Source organism: Comamonas sp. Z1, assembly GCF_008121555.1.
Classification (GTDB): Bacteria; Pseudomonadota; Gammaproteobacteria; order Burkholderiales; family Burkholderiaceae_C; genus Comamonas; species Comamonas thiooxydans.
The window spans coordinates 34308-54698 of record NZ_VOQT01000025.1; the positions used below are offsets into that span (position 1 = coordinate 34308).

Genomic DNA, 20391 nt, shown 5'->3' on the forward strand with positions numbered 1-20391 from the left:
CCATGCTTTCCAAATACAAAGTTCTTGTCCTGGATGATCACGCCTTTCAATGTATCCGCCTGAAAGACATGCTGGAGGAAGCAGGCTTCGCTCACGTCGACGCGGAGCAAAGCGCCAGTGTTGCCCTGACGCGGATCAAGGAACAGGGCTACAACGTCGTCGTCATGGACGTCAACATGCCCCTGATGGATGGCGCCCAGTTCATCGATCAGCTTGCGCGCCAGGACTTGAATCCCGTCCTGGCCATTGTCACGGCATGCTCGCGCCGCATGGCCAACAGCATCAGCCTGATGGCAAAGGAGCGCGGCTTCGCCGTCATCGGCTCATTCGTGAAGCCTATCGTGCGCGAGCAGATCGACGAGATCGTCAGGAACCTGTTGCGCCGCCCCGCGGCAGAGCGCTCCAGCGCGGCCGCATGCGACGACAGGGTCCTGGACAAGGAGAGCATGGAGATTGCGCTTCGCGACGGCAGTATCCGGGCCTGGTTCCAGCCGAAGAAGTCGCTGCTGTCCGGGAGCATCGTGGGGGCGGAAGCCCTGGTTCGCTGGCAACACCGCGATTTCGGCCTGATGATGCCGGCCTCCTTCCTGAAATCTCTGCATGACTATGGACTGGACCACGCGTTGCTGATGCGCATGGTGGAAGATGGAGTCGATGCCTACAGGACATGGAGACGCCAGGGCTATCGGGTGCCGATATCGATCAACCTGCCGACATCGTTGCTGGATCAGCAGCAGTTGCCGGACGAGCTCCACGCTATAGTCACCAATTGCGGCGTGCCGACAGAGGATGTCACTTTCGAGCTGCTCGAAGACGACATGAGCATGGACGCCGGCCAGTTCTACATGGGTGCCAGCCGCCTGCGACTGCGTGGTTTTGGCCTGTCTCAGGATGATTTCGGCAAAGGGTACAGCTCCATGTACAACCTGATCTCCATCCCGTTCACCGAATTGAAGATTGACCGGGCCTTTGTCTATGGCGCCGCCAGCGACGAAGTGCTGGCTGCGGCACTTGCTTCATCGGTTCAGCTGGGCAAACAGCTGGGCCTGCTGGTGACTGCCGAGGGCGTCGAAACCATGGAGGATCTGCAATTCGTGCGGCAGCTTGGCTGCGACTGCGCCCAGGGATACCTGATCTCAGCCGCCATCGACGCGCCTGCATTCGGCGAGCTGCTGATTGACGAGCCCAAGCTGCATTTCCCTGACTCTGCGCCACATTGAAACCAGAGCGCGCGTCAAGCGTGCACCACCTATGACACGACAGAAGCATCAAAAAATGGTGATGCCCGCCTCCAGCCGCTTGAGAGCACTTTTTTTCGGCGTTTTTCCGGCTGCTCTTGTGCTGGCTGGTGCCGTGTATTGGCTCGGCCAGCATATCCTGCAGAACGAAAAGGACCAGCTTCAGGCGGACTTTTCATTCCTGATGGGCAACATCAACGCCCAGGAGCAGATGCTGCGCACACTGCGCATGCAAAGCCAGCAGGCCGAACGGGCCAGCCTTGCTTCACGCACTTCGGTCAGCTCGGCTGCGGGCACCGAGTCGCCCTCCTGGCGATTCTTCGATGGGCAACGCGCAGCGGCGTCCATGCCGTTCACCCTGCTCTGCCAGCGGGCCGAATTCTGCCCGGTAACGAACGGCGTCCACTCAGGGGCAGGCTCGTATCTTTCCGACTTCTATTCCACGTATTGGGCAAATCTGGCGTTCCCGGCCGCGCCCGTCTTTGTCGTATCGCCCGCCAGGCAGTTCAGCCTGAGCGTGCCAGCAGTTGCCGCAGATTCAAGCCATACGCCCCTGACGCGCCGAGTGTTGCTGAGCGTGGTTCAGGCGATCCAGCAGCATGCATCGAGCGAGAGTCCGCAAGGAGTCAGGCTAGATTCACCGATCGAGTGGCGACGGGATGCAGATCTCCCCGGCGCAATGATTGGGGTTCTTCCGGTATCCCTGCCTTTGGACGCAGACGATGCGCAGTCCGGCACATCAGGCAATGTCTATGCGGCGACGCTGTTCACGCGAGACCGAATCAGTGCATCGGAACGCCTCTCTTTCCAGCCTGCCTACGATGATTTCTGGTTGATGCGGCGCGACAGCGGCGTGCTGATAGGCGAGGGACGGCTTCCGGCTGCCGACGATATCGGCTTCAAGGCTTCGTCCGAAGGCTTGATTCTTCGGCTTACCGACAAAAATGGCGACTGGACTGCGGTCTACTTGCTCGGCTACAGCAGCTTCATCAAGAACCATGCTTGGCTGCCGGTGGGCGCCTTGACCACTTTGCTGCTGGTTCTGGCAGGCGGATTGGGGTTTAGGCGATGGTATCGGCTGCATGTCACCGATCCTGCCCAGGCCGCAGCCCAGAGCGAGCAGGAAATGGATGCATTCAATCTCACCCTGCTTGGCACCGTCCCGGTCGCGCTCTGCGTTCTGTACCGCTCGACCGGCAAGGTCGCCTTCAGCAATGAGCTCGCGGCGCAGTGGCTGGGCATAGGAGCCGACGCTGAATTGCACAACGCCCCGGGAGCCAATGGCCTGCTGCGGCAGATCATAGGCACCACGAAGCCGGGGAGCATCGAAAGCATTCAGGGTCTGGACGGCCGCCCCTTGCATGTGAGATTCGTGCCGACACGCTACAAGAGCCAGGACGTGGTGCTTTGCGTGTTCGCGGACGTCAGCGCACGAGCCGAGATGGAGCGCACCCAGGAACAGGCCAAGGTGCAGGCACAACGGGCCGTAGAGGCGAAATCGACCTTCCTGGCGTCAATGAGCCATGAGATACGCACGCCCTTGTACGGGTTGCTGGGCACGCTGGAGATTCTTGCCATGACACCACTCAGTGATGAACAGCGCCGGCATATCGATCACATCCAGAATTCATCGGGCATTCTGCAGCAGTTGATCAGCGACATCCTGGATGTCACCAAGATCGAGTCGGGGCAGCTTGCACTCGAGGCGGCAGCCTTCGATCCGGGCGAGCTGGTACAAAGTGCGGTCGCGTCCTGCGCGCCAGCCGGCGAGCAAAAAGGCCTGGTCATCTATAGCTGCGTGGACACCTCCGTACCGGCATGCGTCCACGGAGATGCAGCGCGCATACGCCAGATTCTCAGCAACCTGCTTGGCAACGCCATCAAGTTCACGAACGCCGGACATGTCATCACCCGGCTGCGCGCCGAATCCTTGCCGGACGAGAAGGTGCGGCTGAGCCTGCAGGTGGTGGACAGCGGACCGGGCATCGGCCCCGAAGAACGAAAACGTCTGTTCGAGCCTTTCTATCGGATCAACGGCGGCTCGCATACGGTTGGCGGCATGGGCATCGGCCTTGCCCTTTCCGCCAGGTTGGCCAGGCTCATGGACAGTGAACTCCATGTCACCAGCGAACCCGGCTTGGGCAGCAGTTTTTCCGTGGATCTCGTTCTTGAAAAGGGCAGCCCGCCTGCGAGCTCTGCTCCCCAGCTGCGAGATATCACGACCTATGTACGCAGCCCGCGCAAGGAGCTCAGCGAGAACCTGTGCCTGTGGCTGACACGCTGGGGGGCTCAGGCAAGCGCCCTCTCCCCGCATGCCCATCCCGAGAGCGAGTCGCCTGGCGTGCTCGTGGACGTCGTGCTTGATGATCGAGTCGATCTTGAGGAATGGACGGGCCCGCGGATCGTGGCCAGGGGATACGAGGACTTTGGCAGGCTCCCGCCGCAGGCAAACCGATACTCTGTGCGCAGCGTCGGATTCGCCATTCAATATCTGGTGAGCGGGGAGCTGGAGATTTCGCCGGAGCCCGCTCATCCGCCCTATCATCAGCTGAATCTGCATATTCTTGTTGCCGAGGACAATCCGATCAATCAGATCACGCTGCGCGACCAGCTTGAACAGCTTGGCTGCCAGGTAACCATTGCCCCCGACGGGGCAGACGCCCTCGCGCTATGGAGCATTAACAACTTCGATCTCCTGCTTACCGACCTGAACATGCCGCGCATGAATGGCTATGAGCTGGCAAGCACCCTGCGCGAGCGTGGCGTGTCCACGCCCATCATTGGAGTGACGGCGAATGCCATGAAGGAAGAAGAGACCCGATGCCGGGCTGCCGGTATGAACAGCTGGCTAGTGAAGCCTATCGATCTGCGATCGCTGTGGCTGCACTTGCGCGCGCATGCGAAAGCCAGCGCTGATGCAGCGCCGCAAGGCGGCTCGGACGCCCCATCGACAATCCCAGGGGCGACACTTCGGCGAGTGCTGCCGCGATCCCCAGGAAGTACCGCGAGGTCTTCATCCAGACAATGAGCCAGGACCTGAACACGCTCGAGGAGTCCGCCAGTGGGGACAATGCCCCGGCCATGCTCGCCGTGTTGCACAGGATCCGGGGAGGTCTTTCTGCTGTCGCGCTCAAGGACCTCCTTGCGCAAGCCGAATCCCTGGAAAATCAGATCAGGTCCAACGGACAAACTCCTGCGTCACGGGAAATGCTGACCCTGCTTGTCAAGGACATGCACGAAACCCTGGACATCGTCAGAAGCAGCATTTCCGCCTAGAAGGTACGCGGCGCCCCGCAAGCCAGCGCCAGCAGTCGAATCGCCTGAAACGACTGCGCTCTAAGCTGAGCCACACCGCCCCGACCCCTGACGTGACTACGCCGCCGCCTGCCGTTGTGCGCGGCCCGGCTCCGTGAATCGATGGGCAACGGCAGCCCGGATGTGCAACTCATTGAGCTGCCGGAATGGCTTACGTACAGGACCGGCCATGGACAGCCATCCACCCCTATCAGGCTTCAGCACAAATCAGTTGCACATCACAACTATATAGTTGTACATTGCAACCAATATTGATTGCTTGACACCACAGATGACCAACACCCTGTCTGAAATTGACTCGATTCGAGCCGACTCCCGCGCCCTGGTAAGAGAGCTCGGATTCATGCAGCCGACACTGGCCGCAACGGATTATTCGGCATCGGCTGTGCATGCATTGCTTGAAATCGACGCCCATGAAGGCATGACCTCGGTTCAGCTCGTGCAGCTTTTGGGGTTGGAGAAGTCAAGCGTCAGCCGAATGCTTGCGAAGCTGGTTGCAGCAGGAGAGATCAAGGAAGTGGCTGCTATCGATGATGGCCGTTTCAAGCTACTGCAGTTGACGGCCCAGGGGCGCAGCACGGTCAGGCAGATTCATTCCTATGGTCAGATGCAGGTGCAAGCTGCGTTTCAGCACCTCAATCGCTCCCAGCAACAGGCGGTTGCGCAGGGCTTGTCTGCATATGCAGGAGCGCTCAAAGCCCATCGCTTGAATATGGCAGAAAAGCAGCAAAGCCCAATCACCGTCAGCGCAGGATATCGCCCCGGACTGGTTGGACGTATTGCCGAAATGCATGCAGCGTTCTACTCGAAGCACTCCAATTTCGGGCAGTTCTTCGAGAGCCAGGTCGCAGCTGGAGCGGCAGAGTTCGCCGGACGGCTGCACGAGCCATGCAATAGGGTATGGACCGCCCTGCTCAATGACCGAATTGTTGGTTCGCTCGCGATTGACGGCCAGGACCTGGGTGACAACAGAGCCCATCTGCGATGGTTTATCTTGGACGATGGTTGTCGCGGTAGCGGTGTCGGCAGGCAGTTGATGACAGAGGCGATGACATTCTGCGATATACGTGGGTTCCGTGAAGTCCATCTGTGGACATTCAAAGGCTTGGACGCCGCCCGCAAGCTGTATGAGTCTTTTGGCTTCAAGCTGCAGAAGGAGGAGCAAGGAGCGCAGTGGGGAAGCACGGTGACCGAGCAGCAACTCGTTCGCTTGACTTGAAAATTCATTGCCTGTTTCAAGGACAGCTTCTGGCCGGCTGCAGCTGTCTTGAGTTTGCCGGGTCGTGCCAGCCGCCCCAAGGGCAAGGCGTGTAACGTTCGACGATGCTGAACGCCGATTGGCTGTTCAGCATCGCCATTGTCCATGGCGTCATCTTCCAGTGAACGCTTCTGAGATGTGCGAAGGGCCACAAATGGTCCATCTATGACTGTCGCCATACGTCCCAAGGTGGTTCGGCAAGGTGCTATTTCCTTGCTTCGGTCAACATACGTACGGCCAAGCCGGCGAGGACTGTTCCCATCAGCCATCGCTGGACCAGGATCCACGTCGGACGGCCGGAAAGAAATACTGCTATCGATCCTGCAAGCATGGCAATCGTGGCGTTCACACTGACGCTGATCACAATCTGGGTAAAGCCCAGAACCAGGGATTGCGAGAGCACGCTGCCATGTTCAGGGCTGATGAATTGAGGCAGCAGTGACAGATACATCACGGCGATCTTCGGGTTGAGAAGATTGGTCAGGAACCCCATCAGGAACAGCTTCTTTGGGCCGTCCTGCGGAAGGTTCTTGACTTCAAACGGAGAGCGGCCACCCGGCTTGACGGCTTGCCATGCCAGATAGATCAGGTACAGAGCCCCGCCAATGCGCAACGCATCGTAGGCATACGGTACCGCCATGACGATCGCCGTAATGCCCAGTGCCGCACACATCATGTAGAACACGAAGCCGAGAGCAACTCCCCCCAGGGAGATAAGACCGGCGGTACGTCCCTGGCATATCGATCGGGAAATCAAATAAACCATGTTCGGTCCTGGAGTGAGGACCATTCCAAGGGAAACAAGGCCGAAGGCAAGCCAATTCTCAAAGCCAGGCATGATGGTTTCTCAAGTGCTGTTGCATTTGAATATATCAGTCGAGGTCTGCTCCTGGCCGAAAGCAGCAGCACTCGACCCGAATCAGGCAGTCGCAGAGTGAGAGGCTCTCTCCAGCCGCATGCGCCCTATATTCATCAACAACATGCCGAAGATGGCCGTAGCGCCGCCACCCAGCAGCGAGTTGGTGATGGGCTCTCCGAGCCAGACGCTGGACAGCAGCATGCCAAACAGCGGCACCAGTGACATATACGCGGCTGCGGCGCCAGCACCCAGCTCCTGGACGCCCTTCAAGTACCAGGCGTAAGCCAATGCCGTAGCGCCCAGGGCCAGCGCCACAACGCTGTACCAGGCGACGGCAGGGGCTTTTGCCAGGCCAGTCCAGGCGGACGAGCCCTCCAGAGCAATGCTGGCCATAAGAAGCAGTGCAGCGCCAATGAGTGCGGTTGCCGTCGTCGTGGTCAGCGCATCCACGCGGGTCAGAACGATGCGTCCTATCAGGGTATAGGCAACCCAGCATGCGGCGCAGCCAAGCAGCAGCCATTCTCCCACGCCGGACGAGGAAGACACCAGCTCCCCCAAAGCGCCGCCGCTCAGCGCATACAGGGCGCCCGTCACGGCCAGCCCCAAGCCCAGGCACATGACGGCGTTCACGCGTTCACGAAACAGCAGCGCTGCGAACAGCATGGTCAGTACCGGGTTGAGCGCCACCACCATGGCCGCCTTGCCCGCGGGCACGGTCTTGAGTGCCTGCAAGAAGAACACGGAGTAGCCCAGCACGCCTACGGCAGAAGCGCAGGCCAGGCCCCCCCATTGGCGAGGCCCCAGAACACGCAATGCACCCATGCGCCCGCTACGGTATAGCCACAGCACCAGCAGGAGACCAGCCAGAAAGAAGCGCAGGCTGGCCGCTGCCAGCGGAGGCATGGTTTGCGCGACGATGCGTCCCCAGGGCCAGGAGGCGCCCCACAGGGCAGCCATGCCAATCAATCCCAAATGGGTGGAAGTTCGTAATGTGTTCATGAGACGTTACTATCTGATAATCAGCATTCATCGTCGAATGAGTAAAAGCTCATGACATTCACACAACTCGAAGTCTTTGCAGCGCTCGCCCGGGTCGGCAGCTTCTCTCGCGCAGCGGGTGTGCTGGGTATTTCCCAGAGCGGCGTCAGCCATGCCATCAAGCAGTTGGAGACAGAGCTGGGTGTCTCACTTTTCAAGCGCGAAGGGGCTGCGGCAACACTGACCGAAGTGGGCGCCAGGCTACTGAGCCGCGCCAATGACATTCTTCAGCAAAAAGAGGCATTGCAGCAGGAAGCCGATGCGGAGCATGGCATTGCCCGAGGCACCTTGCGCATTGCATCTTTTGGCGCCACCTCGTCGCTGCGTCTGCTGCCGAAGCTCCTGGCACGCTTTCAGCAGAAGCACCCCCTGGTCGAGGTGCACATCGAGGAAGCCATGGACGACACAGTCGTTCAGTGGCTGCTGGAGCGGCGTGTGGAACTGGGCTTTGTCGTCTTGCCCGACGAGCGCTTCGACACCCTGACCCTGGCTGAAGACGAGCTGGTGGCGGTGCTGCCTGCTGCGCACCCCCTTGCGTCCCAATCGGCCATTGCTGCCATGGGCTTTCATGGACTGCCCTTTATCCGTACCAGCGCAGGCTCAGGCCCCCATATCGATGCTTTTTTGGCCAGCCAGGGCGCCTCACCCAGAACTCTGTTCAAGTTTGAGCAGCTCACCTCGATGATGGGCTTTGTCGCGCAAGGCGAGGCAGTCACCATTGCCGCACGTCTGGCTCTGCCCGAGCCCCCGGCAGGTGTTGTCTACCGCCCGTTAAAGCCCCGTTGTCGCCGGAAAATCGCGTTGGCCGCGCTGAGCTTTGACAAGCTCTCGCCCGCTGCTTTGGCATTTGTCGAGCTGGCCCGGAAAAGCAGGGCCAGCCTGGCGGTTGAGCAATGAGCGACCTCGTCATCCGAAGCAAGTGGTCTCCCGAATGCCTGGAGCCAAAGGTCGTCTGCAAAGGCCACGCAAGGCAGATTGCCATCTTCGATAAGGCAACCAGTTATGGCCGTGCGATGAATGCAAGGCTCATTGCATTGCTGGATATCGGCCGACCAGCCTTTGCCGTCATGGCAGGCTCAAGTCCATGCCGAGCATTCTGGCAAGGCCGAAAGTGAACAGCAGAACAAACAGCAGCCCCAGCATGAAGGCGGCAGCCACCTTGCCGCCCGTGCGCAGCAGCGCGCGCCTGTCCATTCCCTTCTTTCCTTGGTCGTAATGCCACTTGATGGCGAAGAACATGCACGCGCCGAAGATGAGAACCTTGAACGTAACAAAGATTACAGGGACCCAATCGATCATTTTGAGAATTTCCAGCTATGACTTGACACTGTCTACCGTGAGGAACACCGCCTCCCGAAGGAGAGAGGCGAAAACGTCGGCGATTGCCATACAAGAATGGGATCGCCACACGCTCTGAGGCATATTACTTAAAAGCAATTTCCATACATTGAGACAAAATGTCTGCGTATGAAAACCATACAAGATGACAGTTTGCCAGTTTGGCTGCCGCGATTGGCCGTGCATGGCGGGCCACGCTTCTTGCAGATTGCGGATGCCTTGCAGGCGGCAATGGCAGACGGTTCGCTGAAGCCGGGTGATCGTCTGCCTCCGCAGCGCCAGCTGGCAGCACAGCTGAACCTCGACCTGACGACGGTCACGCGCGCATACGACGAAGCCGGACGCCGCCATCTGCTGGAGGGCCGCGGCGCGCGAGGTACTTATGTCGCGGCACCGAGAATTGAACTGACCTCGGTCCTCGACCTGAGCATGAACACTCCTCCCCCACCCGCTGGCGTGGACTTCGACGACCTGCTGAAACAAGGCCTTTCTCAGGTAATGATGGGGGCAGACACCGCATTGCTGATGACTTACCACCTGGGCGGAGGAAGCGACTCCGACCGTAAGGCAGGAGCCAGATGGCTGGAGCCGATGTTTGGATCCCTGGATTCAGCGCAGGTTGTTGTCTGTCCGGGCGCGCAAGCCGCAATTGCCGCATTGATCCTGGCGCTGACGAAGCCTGGCGATGTGATATTGACAGAGCCAGCAAGTTATCCGGGCCTGCGTACTGCTGCGACCCAGTTCGGCCGGCGCATCGTTGCGGTGGAAGCGGACCAGCATGGGATGGTGCCCGAGATGCTGGAGCAGGCCTGCCATCAGCACCAGCCTGGGCTGCTCTACCTCAACCCTACATTGCAGAACCCGACCGCCATCACCATTCCGGAGCGCCGGCGCAAGGAGCTCGCCAACATCGCCAAGCGCTGCAATGTACGCATTGTCGAAGATGACCCCTACTGGCTGCTTGCCGATGCACCGCCACCACCTACTGCCACGTTTGCCCAGGAACAGGTGTCCTACATCTCGACCCTGTCGAAGTGCCTGACGCCCGGCTTGCGTGTCGCCTTCGTGCTCATACGTGACCCGCATGAACGCGAACGCTTCCTGGTCGCGCTCAGGTCATTTGCGCTGATGGTCGCTCCTCTGACGGCCGCACTGGCCACACAGTGGATCCTTGACGGTTCGGCAGCTGCTTTGATGGAAGGCGTACGCAAGGAGGCGCGTCTGCGCCACTGGATGGCCAGGGATATTCTTGCGGGGAGGTACAGCGGCACTGGAGACGGCCTGCATGTATGGCTCGAGTTGCCAGGGTATTGGAACTCCTCACAGCTTGCGCGTGCGGCCGACAACGAGGGCATCGCCGTCACGCCGGCGGAGGCATTCGCAACCAGCGCCACCGGCAGCGGCTCCGTCAATGCCATTCGCATCTCGCTGGGCAGCATCAAGGACCGTGGACGCTTGCAGACGGGCCTTCAAAGGCTGTCGCATCTGCTTGCACGAAGGCCAGAGCCGTTCAGCGCTGCGGTGGTTTAAGTACCCGGGAAAGACGGCGCACCATTCAGGAGCACCCTCAATGCGTTCGCATCCAGGCCGGCTCAACCCTCGACTGCGCCGGCTTTTTTCGCAAAGGGCTCATACGGCCGCGACATATGGTCGTTCTAGGTTGAGCGGATGGACTGCAGCTTTCCGTTTGTAACAAGCACTCTGGCAATCCGGTGCTGCCGACATTGCCCTATTACACCATCATCACAAGGCCGGCCAGCCTTGATCAGACTGGGAAGGAGAGCCATGCACGACAGGCGCTGCATGTGATGAGTTCGCGATTCTGCACATTTGCTTTGCAAGTGCACGCCGCCGACTTCGCCCGACCCGCGTTGACGGAAATCCCTCATTGCCACAGGTTTCTTGCCGCCGCATTGTTGTGCCCTCCGCAAACTACCCAAGAGGTGCCCCATGGCTGAACCATCGACTTCCACCAAGCAACCGCAACCCGATCCGGCCGAACTCAATGCGTTCTTCCCCTCCCCCTACTCGCTCAGTCAGTTCACGTCGCCCAAGTCCGACCTGAGCGGGGCCGACTACGCGAAAACCTATCAAGGCAGCAAGAAGATCCTGATGATCGGCGCAGACGAGCGCTACCTGCTGACCGATAACGGCAGCTTTTTCTCCACCGGCAACCACCCGGTCGAGACGCTTCTGCCCATGTACCACCTGGACAAGGCGGGCTTCGCATTCGATGTGGCAACGGTGTCGGGAAATCCCGTCAAGTTCGAGTTCTGGGCAATGCCTTCCGAAGACGAGACGGTCAAGGGCTTCTTCAACAAGTACCACTCGCAATTCAAGGAGCCGCTGCGCCTGTCGACGGTGCTTGAGCAGGGGCTGGAGCAGTACGCCGCCATCTTCGTTCCCGGCGGGCATGGCGCGCTGATCGGCATCCCCGACAGCCGTGACGTAGGTGCGGTACTGGAATGGGCTGCGGCCAACAACCGGTTCGTCATCTCCCTGTGCCACGGACCTGCTGCCTTCCTAGCGGTTGGCGACAGCGACATCTACCGAGGCTACAAGATCTGCGCCTTCCCCGACGCACTTGATGCGCAGACCCCGGCCATCGGCTACATGCCGGGTCACCTGACCTGGAAGTTCGGCGAAAGGCTCAAGACCCTGGGTTTCGAGATCGTCAACGACGGCATCTCGGGTGCCGTGCACCGGGACCGCCAGCTGATCACCGGCGACAGCCCTCTGGCTGGCAATGCGCTTGGCAAGCTCGCGGCCGAAACCTTGCTCAAGGAAGTCACGGCCTGAGATGAGCACTGCAATCGCGCAGGCGGCATTGCACGGAGCCCTCGCCATCGAGGGCGCCCGCAGCCTTGCCGCAATCCAGGATACGGTGCGTGCTGTCGGCGCGCCGCTGGGGTACGACCGTTTTGTGCTGTTTTCGGCTTCCAGCGCTCGGGACAATGCGGTGGAGCGCATCTACTGGATCGAAGGCGACTGGTTCGGCACGGGCGCGCCTGTCGATGCTGAAACCTACGTGCGGCACTGCCCGGTGACGCGCCATATCCTGGAGACGAACCAGCCCTTCTTCTGGACCAAGACGAACGGCGCTCAGGGCGAGCGTTACAGCGTCGTCCGCGCGCCGCAGGGCCCGGGTATCCACGGTCTGCAAGTGCCTGTATTCGGCCTCCTGGGGCTGGAAGACGCGATGAGCCTGGGCGGCGAGCGCATCGATGCCTCGCCGCAGGCCCGGCTGGCGCTGGAGCTGATCGCCCAAACCGCATTCCGCACGGCACGCAGGCTGCTGGAGTTGCCCGCGCAAGAAGAGCTCGGCCCCCTATCCGATCGCGAACGTGAGGTGCTCGCATGGACTGCCGCCGGCCGGCGGCAGACGGAGATTGCCGCAACCCTCGGCCTGTCCGAACGCACTGTGGAAAACCACCTGCGCCGCATCCGCAAGCGCCTGGGCGTTGCCACGACGGCGCAGGCCATTCGCATGGCGATCCGCAACGGAGAGATCGTCGCCTGACTATCCATGTCGGCTCACATCTCAAGTATCCCTTTGGAACATGCAAACGGGGGCAGGAACCGGCCGCAGGAGCTCTTCAAGACATGGCTCTGCCGGCTTCTGCTCGCGGTTCAGGTCTATGCTGAAGTGGGTAGCGCTTTAATGGAGCGCAGAACATTGCGTGTGATGCTTTGCCGTTTGGCAAGGTCGGCAAGTCTGTTGGGCGTGTCCATGTTCAAGGCGAAGAAGACGGGGCCGCTGGGCCACTCTACCCAGCCCACCCACCAGCCGATTTTTCCGGTCCAGCCCGTTTTTGCACGCAGTATCCAGTCAGGCCCTGCTTCATTGACCATCACGTCCTTCACAAGCCGCTGGTGCTCGACCTGGAAAGGCAGTTGATTGCGGTAAAGCCGTTGCAAGAAAGCAATCTGCTCGAAGGATGAGATGGCGAGGTCGCCCTCAACCCAGAATGGCTTGTCGCCAGTGGCGACCGCATTGCCATACCCAATCTTTCGCATATAGGCGCTCTCGCGTGCATCGCCGAGTTCCTTGGCGAAGCGCTCATACACCCAGACGGTGGAGTTCCTCATCGCGGAGCGCAGATTCTGGTCCACGTTCCAGGCCTCCACAGGTCGTTTCACACCATCCCATTGAATGAGCTGAAATTCGTCACGCAGCAGCCCTGCATCAAGCGCAAACAGGCTGTGCGGAATCTTGAAGGTAGAGGCTGGCGAGTAACGCCGAGCGGAACGCGACACGTTGTAAACGTGGGTAGTTTCAGAGTTATCGCGTGCATCGAGAACAACGATGCTGCCTTGCGCATCGGCTTCTGTGAAAAACCGAGACCACTCGGCCATTTCTTGAGGCTGGGGGCCTGCCGCCGTCACTTGAGCAAACCCTGCGGCCAGGGCGGATAAGACCAGACTACGTCGATTCATGCGGCTAGTTTAAGGGGCAAACGAACCGCCCTGAGTTGACCGAGACAGGAGCGGTGACACCTTGCCGTGATGGGGAGCGTCCCTTGCGGGCCGGACAGCGGCAGCCGCAATCGCTTGAATCCACAGCCAGAGGCTGTCTTTCGAGCAACCAGGTCGGGCATAGCGAGCACTCCGGGAGTACGGACTGCCGCCTGAGTTGTCAATCGGCGCTCGCAGGCCCTTTAAGTTCAAGCTGATTGCCGTCCGGGTCTTTGCAGTAAATGGACAGGCCCATGCCGTCAGCGCCAAAGCGTCGCACCGCCCCATCCGCCTCAAGACCATGGCCAGCCAAATGGGCGAGGATGGCTTGCTCATCAAAAGGCTCGATACGCAGGCAGAAATGATCGACATTTCTGCGCTCGCTTGAAGCCGCAGCTCCGCCCGCACGGCCTAAAGGGCCCTCAACATCCACCAAGTCAATCATGGATGCACCAGCTCGCAGATGAACCATACCCAGATCCTCGCGACGCTTCACCAAGGTACAGCCCAGGACCGCTTGGTAAAAGCGGATGCTGCGCTCCAGGTCGGTGACGCGCAACACGATGTGATCAATGTGCTGAATACTGAATTTGCTCATGGCGATCTCCTGCTCCAGGCATGCACACTCCTAATCGTATGCACTTGGTGTGATGAAACCCCAGACGTTCGGCGAGCGTCAGGGACATTCTTCTTGATCGGAAGGCCCGTGCTTGCTTGATCTTGTCAAACGCAGTTACGGCATGAGGCCGTCAATGTCCAACCAAGGGCTCGCATTGAGCATTTCGGCGTGAGGCGCTGATTTCCATTTCCTTTCGAGAAGGGTTCAGCGCACTGGCGCCGCGCCAGTGGGGCCGTCACTATTTTTGTGCTCAAGCCAAGCCCACGCCGGAGGTGGCGGGGATCGCAGCGGCGGCCGGCCTGGCTGCTCCTGCTCCCTGGATCAGGAACACCCCGCCAAGAATCAGGAGCACACCCAGCACACGCATGACGTTGATGGGCTTGGGCTCCAGCCCCATGACACCGAAGTGATCGATCAATACCGCCACGACCATCTGTCCTGCGACCACGGCAACCAGAAATCCGCCGGCACCCAGTTTGGGTATCAGGGCTGCAGCACTGGCGACGTAAACAGCTCCCAGGACACCGCCGATCCACAACCACCAGGGTCCGTGAAACGCATTGCTGAAATTCGGCATGGGGGCTTTGACCAGAATCAGCATGGGCACCATCACGGCCAGGCTGATCACCAGCGATGTGGCAGCCCCCCAGAAAGGGTGACCAAGAGCACGGCCTACGTTGGCATTTGCAGCGGCCTGAAAAGGCAGGATGGCCCCCGCCAGCAAGGCCATGCCCAGTGAGGCGACCGTCATCAATGCCATCTTGCTGTTCATATCTGCCACTCCTTCAAACGTCTAAGCAATGTCTGAATGGTCTTGCATACGGATTAATTATGGAAATCGTTTATATGCACGTGTACTATTCTTCGCATGGATGATCTGCGCCGTATCGACCTCAATCTGCTGCTGGCACTTCACGCGTTGCTGACCGAGAAGCACGTGACCAGGGCTGCCATGCGCCTGCACAAGAGCCAACCGGCAGTGAGTCATTCGCTAGCTCAGCTGCGCGAGCATTTCAATGACCCATTGCTGGTGCGCAAGCAGGGAAAGCTGGAGCTGACGGCCCGAGGCAATGCACTGCTGCAACCACTCTCGGAGGCTTTGGGTAGCCTCAATACTCTGCTGGGAACACCTCAGTTCGATCCACTGCAGGCACAACGACGATTCAGGCTGTCACTGTCCGACTATGCGGCTCGTCTGGTACTTCCGAACCTGATGCGATACGTCCGCAAACATGCGCCCGGCTTTGACTTCGCCATCAGTCAGGCCAGCCGTGATGCCATGCTGGTACAGCTAGCCGATGGTGAACTGGATCTGGCTCTGGGGATCTTTCCCGATCTTGCACAAGACATCCAGGTCGAAACACTGTTTGAAGAGGATTTCATCTGTCTCGCAGACAAGGCCGTCAGTCCGGAAAAAGGAGGACTGTCGCTAGAGGAATGGCTGGCGCGCCCTCATGTCATGCTGGCATTGAGGCCGGATGCGAACGACGAGATCGAGCGCGCACTCGCCGCCAAGGGACTCAAAAGGAGGATTGCGGTGGCCTTGCCACACTGGAGCGCTGCGGTTGAATTGCTGCCAGGTACCGATCTGGTTCTGACGATTGCCCGTCGTGCTGTCGGACCGCTACGCTCATTCAAGAATCTGCGGCAGTTTGCGCCTCCACGCCAATTGCGACTACCGAAAATGGCATACCAACAGGCCTGGCATGCGCGAAAGCACAATGATCCTGCGCTGGCCTGGCTCAGGCTTGCTGTGATGAACAGCTGCAAACCGAATGCTGGCCAGCAGTGAGTTGCCACAAGTCGCGACTTTTGCGGTAATTTTTCTTCAGTCTCCAGGACTCTGCCGATGACTGCGCATGTAACGATGAACGCCAAACAATTTGTTGAAAACTGGGTCAAGCTCAGGTCAGAACTTCTTTTGTCTTTCATGAATGCTCATGAGGAGTCGGAGGTCGCAGCGCGGATCGCAGCCCTAGAGCTCACGCCCAAGCAGCACGAGCAACTTCGAGCGATTCTGGATTCGGTACTGAGAGACACCATGTATACCTTGCTGCTGGGACTTGATGGCGCCGCGAGTATTGGAGGTGAGCAACAAACGTATACGCTTCATGATGAGAGCGGCAATCTCATCTCTGATTGCGGTGAGCTGGAAGCAGCTGCATGGGAAGCCTTTCACGGGCAGGATCAGGCACCTGAGGGCGATTGACAAACCATGCCCAGCAGCTGGTCTTCGTCGTTTGCAGTCCTGAATTCATTAGGGAAGTAGGCGTAACTACGCGCTCTTGGTGCTTGCATCTCTTCAATGCGCTCGACTATGCTGGTTACATTGAGTCACGCAGCGCTAGGAGGGAACTTTGCCAAGCATTGAAGTTTTTGAAAAGCTCACTGGTCGCAAATTTTCGAATGCAGAGCTCTTGCATACAAAGGTGCTTGCCTTCCCCGAAGAGGGAAAAAAGAGAGTTGTCTATGGACTGCTGGCCGAGGCTATCGACATTGACTACTCTCAAAAGTCACTTTCTGAGCTTGGCGAGCAAATAAGGCTGGCCCTGTCCCACATTGAGCGCCTTGCACCCAAAGCCTTCGTTGGTCAGAACATTCGTCTGTACGAGGGCGGCAACCACCTGGACATCATCAATGATGGGGTTGGGAGCATGGGCTGGTTGATTGTGGAAGACCACCTGACTTGATTGGACCTCAATGCCCCGGAATTCAGAAGCGCAGCAATCCCTTGTCCGGCTTCTGATGCCTGTTGGCTGTCTGCGCAAACATCGCCGTGCTATCCGCTGCGCCGGTCTGGAGGTCGTTGCTTGCGAAAGAAGCTTTTAACTTAGCGCATCCAACTGATCTGAACTGGCTGAATCAGAAAGGCTCCCTTAGGAGCCTCTTTGCTTAGACAGAAGAGCTGTTCAATCCACAGCGACCATCACCGACGACGCTTTAATGACGGCATATGCGTTGTCGCCCTCTTTCAACCCCAGGGACTGGGCCGACGTCGAGGTGATAGAGGACGTGACTCTCACACCAGGGGCAACTTCTAGTGTCAGTTCCGTGCTGACCGGGCCCGTGACAATCGAGATAACCTTGCCTTGCAAGACATTGCGAGCACTGATTTTCATAGTATCTGTATCTGAAGAAATGACGACGGACAAGAGCATATATTCAGCGACTTGATGGCTGTAGAAGCTCTGCCATATAGAGGTCCTATCAGCCGCTGTATGACTGCAATGGGCCGAGCAACGACGGCCGCAATCGCTTGTCGGCTGCGGACATTCGCCAGCATGGTGTGAATAAAGGAATGTGGTCGGTCAAACAGCTTGTCGATCTCGTGCAAAGTATCGCCAGCTTTCCAGCAATCACACATCAGGACCTTCTGAAATTCCGTGTAGTAAATCCGCGATCTTTGCACTCCTTGCACCAGAGGCCGTCATTGTGTTGAATTGACCAGTTGAACCACAACCTAAAGTCGACATTGGAACAGGCGACAGAATCCAGTCATCAGTCGTCTCAACGTTACGTCTGGGTTCCGAGCGAATCTCGCCCGAAACGGGTTTATGCCACAGCATCTATATTTTCCGTATCTACTTTCTAAGTTCTTGCAGTCTTGAAATAGTGCTACTCTGAATCAAGTTCCAGCTACGAAGAAATTCCTTTTTATAGTTAAGAGTGATTCTTGATTGGAATTGTTCTATCTCAAAGAAATGTGTGCATATAGCTTGGTCACCGCGAGAATTTCCACAACGGATAAGTGCACTAACCTTACCATCTTTATCATTTTTAACGTAAATATCAAAATCTCGCATCAGCGATTTTTTTACCACAGAAGAATCAATAGTCAATGAGAAGTGCCGCAGTTCATAGATGGAATCAACCTCCCTATAATAATAATTAGGATCTCTATTAATTTCCTGAAAACTTCTCTTAAGAAAATGGCCATCTCCATAATATTCACCAGCTGTTAACGTAACTCTAATTACAGAATTTAGTGACTCTGAATTTTTCAATAAAGTAAAATTAGGATGGCTTATCCCAAAGCCGAGACTACGAAAATTCGAGCCCCAACTCCTAACCCTCTCTCCTTTTTTTCCATAGCCCCAACCAGGATCACCGTTATACTCAACATTCCTTACATAATTATGGGGAAACTCAAATTTCACATTATTTAAGCTACCAATAAAATTCTTTGAATTTTCATTTTTATCTAACGCAAAAGTCAGCCCATGTGACGTCAATATTAGAAATGTAGTGGCAGCAGTACATATAAGTATATTATTCATAATTAAATATTTATGATGCAACTCATCAAGCAGAAGACCTAAACATCATTTCAAAATGATGAGCGCATTGATGATGATTTCCAATATGCAACCATATATTAATATTGGTCTCATATAACGATCTTGAAATCGTCTAGGCGCGGCCAATACTGCAAAGAATGCGGCGATCAATGCAAACATGCTAATCAAAATAGCGCCAAGAAAATCCTGAAGTGTTGCAAACGAGCGCAGAGCGTTAATCATCAAAGCAGCGGAGACTGCACTTACTACTAGGAAAATGATTCGCATCCACCATTGATGTTCTTTCGCGACGAGTCGATCGTCATCAGCCATGGCAGATCGCGCTCGTTCTACAGGTGCAGGAGGAATTCTGGGCATGACTCGCGGTCTTCACATCTCGGAGCTGTGTGAACTCTGGTGCTCCCACAAAAGGCCTACTACTCCCGATAGAAACACGACCAGCACAGCTGGCCATAACGGAGGCTCACTTGGCAATGCGAATAGGTAGATCAACGCGACGCTACAAAATCCGCCGATTACGCTGACATACATGCGCCCATGGCTCCAATCGTTGAGGAAAACGAAGGCAGCAGCGAGCATCGTTTGCAAGAATTTCCACATTTGGTCATGCTAACAGCGAAGGCCTCTTCTTGGCCAACTCCAAAGACTCTGCTCGATTCACCGCGGCCGCTCAAGGCCATACCCTTTGCCTGTCTCTCAGCACCAAGTAGCCCACTAAAGCCAAGCATGAGCCTACTAGCAAGTAAATCGCTCCCGCAGCCAAGGCCCCAAATGCCGGGGTAAAAAGCTCGGCAAGCAAGAGTGAGATTCCACATATTGCCTTGCAGCTGGCTCCTTCGACATGGATCGCACTGCGAATCAAAATGGCGCTTCCATTCGCAATACCGAACACACCAAGAATCAAGATAAACCAACCAAAGACCATAGCCTCCCGACGCATTTCTGACCTTCAAAGAGTGTGTTGGATGACCTATCGCGTCCAAGTGTAACTGCTCAGCCTGATTGAAAGAATTCTGACCGACAACTGTGGCAGCGCACGATCCCAAAGGGGCACTGGCCAGTTAAGGTAGAGCCCACTTATTGAGAGCTCTGCCCAATTTCGTAGGGATTGAGGCAATAATTACGCTACCGCTATAACAACTGAGGCTTCGGATGTCGCCATTCTGGCTCTTTGCGCTCGCCGTGTTTTTTGGCTACTTGGCCTACGACGCATTTCAGTTTCACCGTTCGGCGAGTCATCGGGTTTGGGCAGCTCCCCCAGCGTCAGGCAGAGCTGTGGGCGCCGACCCTTTGTCGGTACGAGAACAAGGGACTTCGCGCTCTCATAAGTACACCGGGACTGAAGGCATTCCAGGATTGCACTGGGTGTTCCTGGCGATGGCTTTGGCATGTGCCGCAGCGGGCGTATATTTTTTGATATTCAATTAAGTCCATTGCATTGCTTGACCGAAAATTTAAATTGGTCGATTTAAATATGCGTACAGTGCGTAGGTCGCCATTAACAAAAACAACAGCATCAATGCCTCCAATGCAATTATCCCCACCCAAAATCGTACAGGCTCATCTGCTCTGTAGGTGGTAGACGTCCGCGTCCGTATAACGCCGTTCCTAATCGAAAAAATCGGATAAATGATTGCAATGGCCAAAAAACATATCCAGCCAAGCGCAGCGACACAAGTCGCAAGGGTTCCTCGGCCAAGGAAACCAACGAAGACAGGTGAAAGCAGTCCAAACGTAAGACACGCTGCGAGTGGAGTAAAGTTTTTTTGAACGTCAGTGCGCATACACCTCACCAGATTTGGACGAAAAATCAAACGCGCTTGTCACCCGAATCGAAAGACTCTAGCTGTCGGGTCCCGGACGATTGGCTGCTTAAAAACAAGCGTCCGTTGCTGCATGGCCGAGAGGTACTGCAAGCAGTTCTGGCAACATGGCAATCCCGTGCCAAGGAGTTGCCATGCTGATCAGCCTTC

General features: G+C 57.2%; 20 protein-coding genes. 11 read left to right on the forward strand and 9 right to left on the reverse strand.

The window, feature by feature from the left end; translation table 11 throughout:
• Positions 1–2 precede the first annotated feature (2 nt).
• The 4 genes from FSY45_RS25110 (at position 3) to FSY45_RS25120 (ending at position 5772) form a co-directional block, all read left to right on the forward strand.
• A complete protein-coding gene (locus tag FSY45_RS25110; RefSeq protein ID WP_046462340.1) occupies positions 3–1220 on the forward strand; it encodes an EAL domain-containing protein in 1218 nt (405 codons plus the stop codon).
• Between the two features lie 31 nt (positions 1221–1251).
• Complete coding sequence (locus FSY45_RS25115) at positions 1252–4266, forward strand: response regulator (protein WP_223305752.1); 3015 nt, start codon at positions 1252–1254, stop codon at positions 4264–4266.
• Positions 4263–4514: an Hpt domain-containing protein gene (locus FSY45_RS28425; protein WP_046462341.1), complete on the forward strand. Its 252-nt coding sequence runs from the start codon at positions 4263–4265 to the stop codon at positions 4512–4514. The genes FSY45_RS25115 and FSY45_RS28425 overlap by 4 nt, the downstream gene beginning before the upstream one ends.
• A gap of 310 nt (positions 4515–4824) precedes the next feature.
• Entirely contained in the window at positions 4825–5772 is a 948-nt protein-coding gene (locus FSY45_RS25120) for a bifunctional helix-turn-helix transcriptional regulator/GNAT family N-acetyltransferase (protein ID WP_046462342.1), read from the forward strand.
• A gap of 244 nt (positions 5773–6016) precedes the next feature.
• Here the strand turns inward: FSY45_RS25120 and FSY45_RS25125 are convergent, their stop codons facing one another.
• Both FSY45_RS25125 and FSY45_RS25130 read right to left on the reverse strand, forming a co-directional pair.
• Complete coding sequence (locus FSY45_RS25125) at positions 6017–6649, reverse strand: LysE family translocator (RefSeq protein WP_003062274.1); 633 nt, start codon at positions 6647–6649, stop codon at positions 6017–6019.
• An 81-nt stretch (positions 6650–6730) separates the two neighbouring features.
• Positions 6731–7669, reverse strand: coding sequence for a DMT family transporter (locus FSY45_RS25130; RefSeq protein ID WP_046462343.1), 939 nt, complete (start codon positions 7667–7669; stop codon positions 6731–6733).
• Positions 7670–7720: 51 nt separating this feature from the next.
• Here FSY45_RS25130 and FSY45_RS25135 point away from each other — a divergent pair, with 51 nt between their 5' ends.
• Positions 7721–8605 (forward strand): LysR family transcriptional regulator, encoded by an 885-nt coding sequence (locus FSY45_RS25135; RefSeq protein ID WP_148748523.1) that lies wholly within the window; start codon positions 7721–7723, stop codon positions 8603–8605.
• Between the two features lie 168 nt (positions 8606–8773).
• Here the strand turns inward: FSY45_RS25135 and FSY45_RS25140 are convergent, their stop codons facing one another.
• Positions 8774–9007, reverse strand: coding sequence for a hypothetical protein (locus FSY45_RS25140; RefSeq protein WP_003062279.1), 234 nt, complete (start codon positions 9005–9007; stop codon positions 8774–8776).
• A 168-nt stretch (positions 9008–9175) separates the two neighbouring features.
• On the opposite strand from FSY45_RS25140, the gene FSY45_RS25145 reads away from it, so the two are divergent.
• The 3 genes from FSY45_RS25145 (at position 9176) to FSY45_RS25155 (ending at position 12566) form a co-directional block, all read left to right on the forward strand.
• Positions 9176–10576 (forward strand): PLP-dependent aminotransferase family protein, encoded by a 1401-nt coding sequence (locus FSY45_RS25145; protein ID WP_187427614.1) that lies wholly within the window; start codon positions 9176–9178, stop codon positions 10574–10576.
• Between the two features lie 420 nt (positions 10577–10996).
• Entirely contained in the window at positions 10997–11845 is an 849-nt protein-coding gene (gene hchA / locus FSY45_RS25150) for a glyoxalase III HchA (RefSeq protein ID WP_046462344.1), read from the forward strand.
• Position 11846: 1 nt separating this feature from the next.
• Positions 11847–12566: a PA1136 family autoinducer-binding transcriptional regulator gene (locus FSY45_RS25155; RefSeq protein ID WP_046462345.1), complete on the forward strand. Its 720-nt coding sequence runs from the start codon at positions 11847–11849 to the stop codon at positions 12564–12566.
• 116 nt (positions 12567–12682) lie between these two features.
• Here the strand turns inward: FSY45_RS25155 and blaOXA are convergent, their stop codons facing one another.
• The 3 genes from blaOXA to FSY45_RS25170 all read right to left on the reverse strand — a co-directional run bounded on the left by blaOXA (position 12683) and on the right by FSY45_RS25170 (position 14892).
• Entirely contained in the window at positions 12683–13483 is an 801-nt protein-coding gene (gene blaOXA / locus FSY45_RS25160) for a class D beta-lactamase (protein WP_034361410.1), read from the reverse strand.
• 199 nt (positions 13484–13682) lie between these two features.
• A complete protein-coding gene (locus tag FSY45_RS25165; protein ID WP_034396586.1) occupies positions 13683–14099 on the reverse strand; it encodes a VOC family protein in 417 nt (138 codons plus the stop codon).
• Positions 14100–14370: 271 nt separating this feature from the next.
• On the reverse strand, positions 14371–14892 hold the full coding sequence (locus FSY45_RS25170) for a DMT family transporter (protein ID WP_003062292.1): 522 nt from the start codon (positions 14890–14892) through the stop codon (positions 14371–14373).
• A gap of 96 nt (positions 14893–14988) precedes the next feature.
• Here FSY45_RS25170 and FSY45_RS25175 point away from each other — a divergent pair, with 96 nt between their 5' ends.
• From FSY45_RS25175 to FSY45_RS25185, 3 genes are all read left to right on the forward strand, one after another.
• Entirely contained in the window at positions 14989–15912 is a 924-nt protein-coding gene (locus FSY45_RS25175; RefSeq protein ID WP_046462346.1) for a LysR family transcriptional regulator, read from the forward strand.
• Between the two features lie 75 nt (positions 15913–15987).
• Positions 15988–16329 carry a hypothetical protein gene (locus tag FSY45_RS25180; RefSeq protein ID WP_046462367.1) on the forward strand — a complete coding sequence of 114 codons (342 nt, stop codon included), beginning with the start codon at positions 15988–15990 and terminating at the stop codon, positions 16327–16329.
• Between the two features lie 148 nt (positions 16330–16477).
• The gene (locus tag FSY45_RS25185; RefSeq protein ID WP_003062303.1) at positions 16478–16810 is read left to right on the forward strand and encodes a hypothetical protein; all 333 of its coding nucleotides are present in this window, start codon (positions 16478–16480) and stop codon (positions 16808–16810) included.
• 219 nt (positions 16811–17029) lie between these two features.
• Here the strand turns inward: FSY45_RS25185 and FSY45_RS25190 are convergent, their stop codons facing one another.
• The 3 genes from FSY45_RS25190 to FSY45_RS25205 form a co-directional block, all read right to left on the reverse strand.
• Positions 17030–17272, reverse strand: a complete 243-nt coding sequence (locus FSY45_RS25190; RefSeq protein ID WP_232096786.1) for a molybdopterin-binding protein — start codon at positions 17270–17272, stop codon at positions 17030–17032.
• Between the two features lie 429 nt (positions 17273–17701).
• Positions 17702–18397, reverse strand: a complete 696-nt coding sequence (locus FSY45_RS25200) for a hypothetical protein (RefSeq protein ID WP_131667147.1) — start codon at positions 18395–18397, stop codon at positions 17702–17704.
• A gap of 45 nt (positions 18398–18442) precedes the next feature.
• A complete protein-coding gene (locus FSY45_RS25205; protein WP_046462347.1) occupies positions 18443–18730 on the reverse strand; it encodes a hypothetical protein in 288 nt (95 codons plus the stop codon).
• Positions 18731–20391 lie beyond the last annotated feature (1661 nt).